The following is a 4,525-nucleotide window of genomic DNA, read 5'->3' on the forward strand; positions in this document are numbered from 1 at the left end:
GATGTCGCGTTGCTCGGCATCCGCGACGTCTCCACGAGCCGCCTGGGTCATGTGACCATCGCATGCGTGCCGTCGGTTGCCTACTATTTCCTGCCGAGCGTCATTGCCGCCTATCACAGTCGCTATCCGCGGATCCGGGTCAAGCTGCTCGACTCGAGCGCCAATGAAGTGCTCGGCTCGGTAATCAGCGGCGAAGCTGATTTCGGCGTTAGCTTCGTGGGCAGCCAAGAAACCGAGGTCGAGTTCAAGGTCCTAGTGCAGGAACGGTTCGTCGCCGCGTGCCGCCGCGATCATCCCCTTGCTCAGAAAAAGCGTGTGACCTGGAACGAGCTTTATGAACACGAATATGTATCCGTCGACAAGACTTCTGGCAACCGCCTGCTGCTCGATCAGGCGCTGACCACCGTGGCGCCGAGGAAGCCTAGCGTCTGCGAGACCCACCATGTCACCACCATGCTTGGCCTGATCGAAGCAGGACTCGGTGTGGCCGCCGTGCCCTCAATGGCGATGCCCATGCGCGACCATCCGATTCTGACAAGCGTGCCGCTCGTCGATCCGGTCGTGACGAGACGCATCGGGATCGTCAGGCGCCGGGGGCGTCCGCTCACGCCGGCCGCGCAACACTTCTATCAGACGATCCTCGACACGAAGCGTAGCGGCATGGCCGACGCCGCGGGAAAGAAGGCGCCGAAATGACACTGCCGAGGCCCTTCAGGCTGCTTTACGTTCAGGTCCTGCTCGGAATGGGGCTCGGCATGACCGTCGGCCACTTCTGGCCACAGGCCGGCGCATCGCTTAAACCGCTCAGCGATGCGTTCGTCGCGCTGGTACGCATGATGATCGCGCCAATCGTCTTCTGCACGATCGTCACCGGCATTACGTCGCTTGCGAGCGGCTCCAGGATCGGGCGGACCATACTGAAGGCGCTGGCGTTGTTCTACGTTCTCACGATGGTTGCGCTCGTTGTGGGGATCGCGACCGCATTCGCGCTGCACCCGGGCGCCGGCCTGCACATCGACGCGCATCATCTGGACACGACTATCCTCGCGCAGTATTCCACGCGCACGCAGTCGTACGGATTCGTCGAATTCGCGCTTCATGTGATTCCGGAGACGCTTGTCGGCGCTTTCGAGAAAGGCGAAGTGCTACCGGTCTTGCTGCTTGCCCTTCTGTTCGGCTTCGCATTGAATGCGAGCCGAAGCGCCGGGCGGCGGGTACACGAATTCATCGACGGCATCGCGTATGTGCTGTTTCGCATCCTCGCGATGATCATGCGGCTTGCTCCCGTCGGCGCATTCGGCGCGATGGCGTTCACGGTGGGTCGCTTCGGCATTCGTTCGATTGGCTCGCTCGGCATGCTGATGGTGTCGTTCTACGCGGCGTGTTTGCTGTTCGTCGTCTGCGCGCTCGCTCCACTTGCACGCCTGCATGGCTTCTCACTCTGGCTGCTGCTGCGCTACATTCGCGAGGAACTTGTCATCGTACTCGCGACTTCGTCGACCGAACCGGTGCTGCCGCGCCTCATCGTCAAGCTCGAAGCGCTTGGCTGCGACAAAGGCATCGTGGGACTCGTGCTGCCCGCCGGCTATTCGTTCAACCTGGACGGCACGGCGATCTACCTGACGCTCGCGTCCATGTTCATCGCTCAAGCGTGCGATGTACACCTCTCGGGCGGCCAGATCGCGACGATGCTCGCGGTCATGCTGCTCACGTCGAAGGGCGCGGCGGGCGTAACGGGCAGCGGACTGGTTGCGCTCGTCGCCACGCTGGCCGTCATTCCTGACTTGCCGCTTGCAGGCGTCGCGCTGCTGGTCGGCATCGATCGCTTCATGTCCGAGGCGCGCGCCCTGACGAGCGTGATCAGCAATGCCTGCGCGGTGATCTTCATATCGATGTGGGAGCGTTCCTGCGACCGGGTGCGCCTGAAGAACGCATTGAGCCTGGCGCATGAGTCTGAGGATGCATTCGATCATCCCGCCGACCTGACGGGCTGAATCGTTGCCTTAGTTTCAATGCGTGGCGACGGAATCGAGCCCGGTCGATGTCACCTCCGGCTGCACGGCGGGCGACGCGAGATAGTCGAGCAGCGCCTTCGCTTCCTTCGGATGCTGTGCGCCGACCGGTATGCCGGCGGCAAAGCGCGTGACGGACTGCATCGACTCCGGAATCTTGCCGACGTACGCCGCGCCCTTCACCGGAAGCAACTCGCTCACCTGCTGAAATCCCACTTCGTAGTCGCCTGTCGCGACAACGGACGCCACCGGAATCTTCGGGATCATCTTCGCCTTGTTCTTCACCTGCTCCTCGATGCCGAGCCGCTTGAACAGCTCGCGCTCGATATAGACGCCGCTCGCGCTATCCGAGTAAGCGATCGACCGGGCACGCAGCAAGGTTTCCTTGAGCGCCGCCTCGGACCCGATGTCGGGCTTTGGCGCGCCATCGCGCACGACCATGCCGATGCGCGAATCGGCGAGTTCGACGCGTGAATCGGGAACCACCTTGCCCTGCTTGATCAGGTCGTCGAGGGCGTAGCCGACCATGATCACCACGTCGGCAGGCTCGCCGCGCTGGAGCCGGTTCGGAATGGCCTCCGGCGACTTGCCCATCGACGGGCCGAGCGCGGTATCGAGCGTATTGCCGGTGGACGCCGCGAACTTCGGGCCGAGCAGCTTGTAGGCGGCGGTAAAGCCGCCCGAACTCATCACATGCAGCTCGGCGGCCTGCACATTCGCCGCAGCGGCGCAGGTGCCGAGCAGCGCCGTGGTGCAGAGTTTCAGAAGAAAGGATTTCATGGGGCGATAGTATGTCAGTCTAATGTTCGAGGAGGCGTGCGATGCTTCAGGGAGCCGCATGCAGCGGAACGCGACGGCGCCGGTACAGTGCGAGTGTTGCACCGAGCCCGCACACCGCGGCGAAACTCATCCAGTAACCTGGCGCGGCTTTGTCGCCCGTCATATGAATGAGCGCGGTCGAGATGACGGGCGTAAAACCTCCGAAGACCGCCGTCGCGAGGCTGTAGGCGAGAGAGAATCCGGCGACGCGCACCTCGACTGGCATCACCTCGGTGAGCGCGACGACCATCGCGCCGTTGTAAATGCCGTACATGAACGAGAGCCAGAGCAGCACAAGCAGCATGTTGACGAAGCTTGGTGCGTGGGCCAGCAGCGACAGCGCCGGGTAAGCGGTCGCTATTGCCAGGATCGTCATCGCAAGGAGGAGCGGACGGCGTCCGATTCTATCCGACAGCGCACCACCGATTGGCAGCCAGATAAAATTGGAGACACCCACGCACAGCGTGACGAGCAAGCTGTCGGCAGTGCTCAGATGCAGGACCGTCTTGCCGAAGGTCGGCGCATACACCGTGATCAGATAAAAACTTGTGGTGGTCATCGCCACCAGCAGCACGCCAGCGATCACGACATTCCAGTTCTGCACGAGTGTAGCAAAGACCTCTTTCATGCTCGGGCGATGCTGGCGCTGTTTAAATTCCGCGGTTTCCTCAAGATTGCGCCGTAGGATGAAAAGGAAAGGCACGATCATGCAGCCGACGAAGAACGGCACGCGCCATCCCCACGCAGCGATCGCCGCCGTGTCGAGCCACTGATTGAGCGCGAAGCCGAGCGCGGCGGCGATGACGATCGCCACTTGCTGGCTTGCCGACTGCCAACTCGTGAAGAAGCCCTTGCGGCCCGGCGTCGCCATTTCGGCGAGATACACCGATACCCCGCCGAGTTCAGCGCCCGCTGAGAAGCCCTGCAGCAGACGACCGATGAGAACCAGCGCCGGGGCGAAGAGTCCGATCGTCGCATAGCCGGGCACGAACGCGATCAGGATGGTGCCACTCGCCATGATCGACAGCGTGACGATCAGGCCCTTGCGGCGGCCGACATCGTCGATGTACGCGCCGAGGATGATCGCGCCGAGCGGGCGCATCAGGAAGCCCGCGCCGAAGACGGCGAAGGTCATCATCAGCGATGCGAACTCGCTCGCTGCCGGGAAAAAGACCGCGGCGATCTGCGTGGCATAGAAGCCGAACAGGAAGAAGTCGAACTGCTCCAGGAAGTTGCCTGCCGTCACGCGTAGCACGGCGGATGCCTTCGACTGCCCGGGGGCCAGCAGGGGTGAGGAGGGATGCATCGAGGTGTCTCCTGAAAATTTTTGACTTTGTGATGTTCGGGCGGATTGTTGTTTGTCGAATACTCGCCCGAACGACGCAACACATTAAGTGCTATTTTTGCAACGATTGATGTCCGCTGGTTATCAGCCGGCGAAGCGCTCAGGCCACGAACCGGCACTGAGAGGCGGGCGTGCGCGTGTCCATGTTGCGTCCCCGGTTCAGGTGATCGTCGATTTCCGCCGCGCAGCCGAGCATGCGGGGATAAAGGAAGATCGTGAACGCGGCGGTTTCCAGATCGGTCTCGGTCAATTCACCACGTCGCAGCGGCTGCCACAGCATCTTCAGCAGCAGCGCTGCGATCACCGCATCGACGTTGACGCAATAGACGTTGCGGGACACGCCGGCATC

The 4,525-nt window shown here is 62.3% G+C and carries 5 protein-coding genes; 2 read left to right on the forward strand and 3 right to left on the reverse strand.

Going from position 1 to position 4,525, the window contains the following annotated elements; translation table 11 throughout:
* On the forward strand, nucleotides 1-696 hold a 696-nt coding region (locus WCA53_RS21505; RefSeq protein ID WP_423915393.1), incomplete at its 5' end, for a LysR substrate-binding domain-containing protein.
* A complete protein-coding gene (dctA, locus tag WCA53_RS21510; protein ID WP_423915396.1) occupies nucleotides 693-1,994 on the forward strand; it encodes a C4-dicarboxylate transporter DctA in 1,302 nt (433 codons plus the stop codon). The genes WCA53_RS21505 and dctA, both read left to right, overlap by 4 nt.
* Before the next feature lie 15 nt (nucleotides 1,995-2,009).
* Here dctA and WCA53_RS21515 read toward each other — a convergent pair whose 3' ends face one another.
* The 3 genes from WCA53_RS21515 to WCA53_RS21525 all read right to left on the reverse strand — a co-directional run.
* Complete coding sequence (locus tag WCA53_RS21515) at nucleotides 2,010-2,792, reverse strand: substrate-binding domain-containing protein (RefSeq protein WP_423915399.1); 783 nt, start codon at nucleotides 2,790-2,792, stop codon at nucleotides 2,010-2,012.
* Between the two features lie 46 nt (nucleotides 2,793-2,838).
* Nucleotides 2,839-4,137, reverse strand: coding sequence for an MFS transporter (locus tag WCA53_RS21520; protein WP_423915401.1), 1,299 nt, complete (start codon nucleotides 4,135-4,137; stop codon nucleotides 2,839-2,841).
* Nucleotides 4,138-4,276: 139 nt separating this feature from the next.
* Nucleotides 4,277-4,525, reverse strand: a 249-nt coding sequence (locus WCA53_RS21525) for a hypothetical protein (protein WP_423915403.1), incomplete at its 5' end; no start/stop codon positions are given.

Source organism: Caballeronia sp., from assembly GCF_049581465.1.
Classification (GTDB): Bacteria; Pseudomonadota; Gammaproteobacteria; order Burkholderiales; family Burkholderiaceae; genus Caballeronia.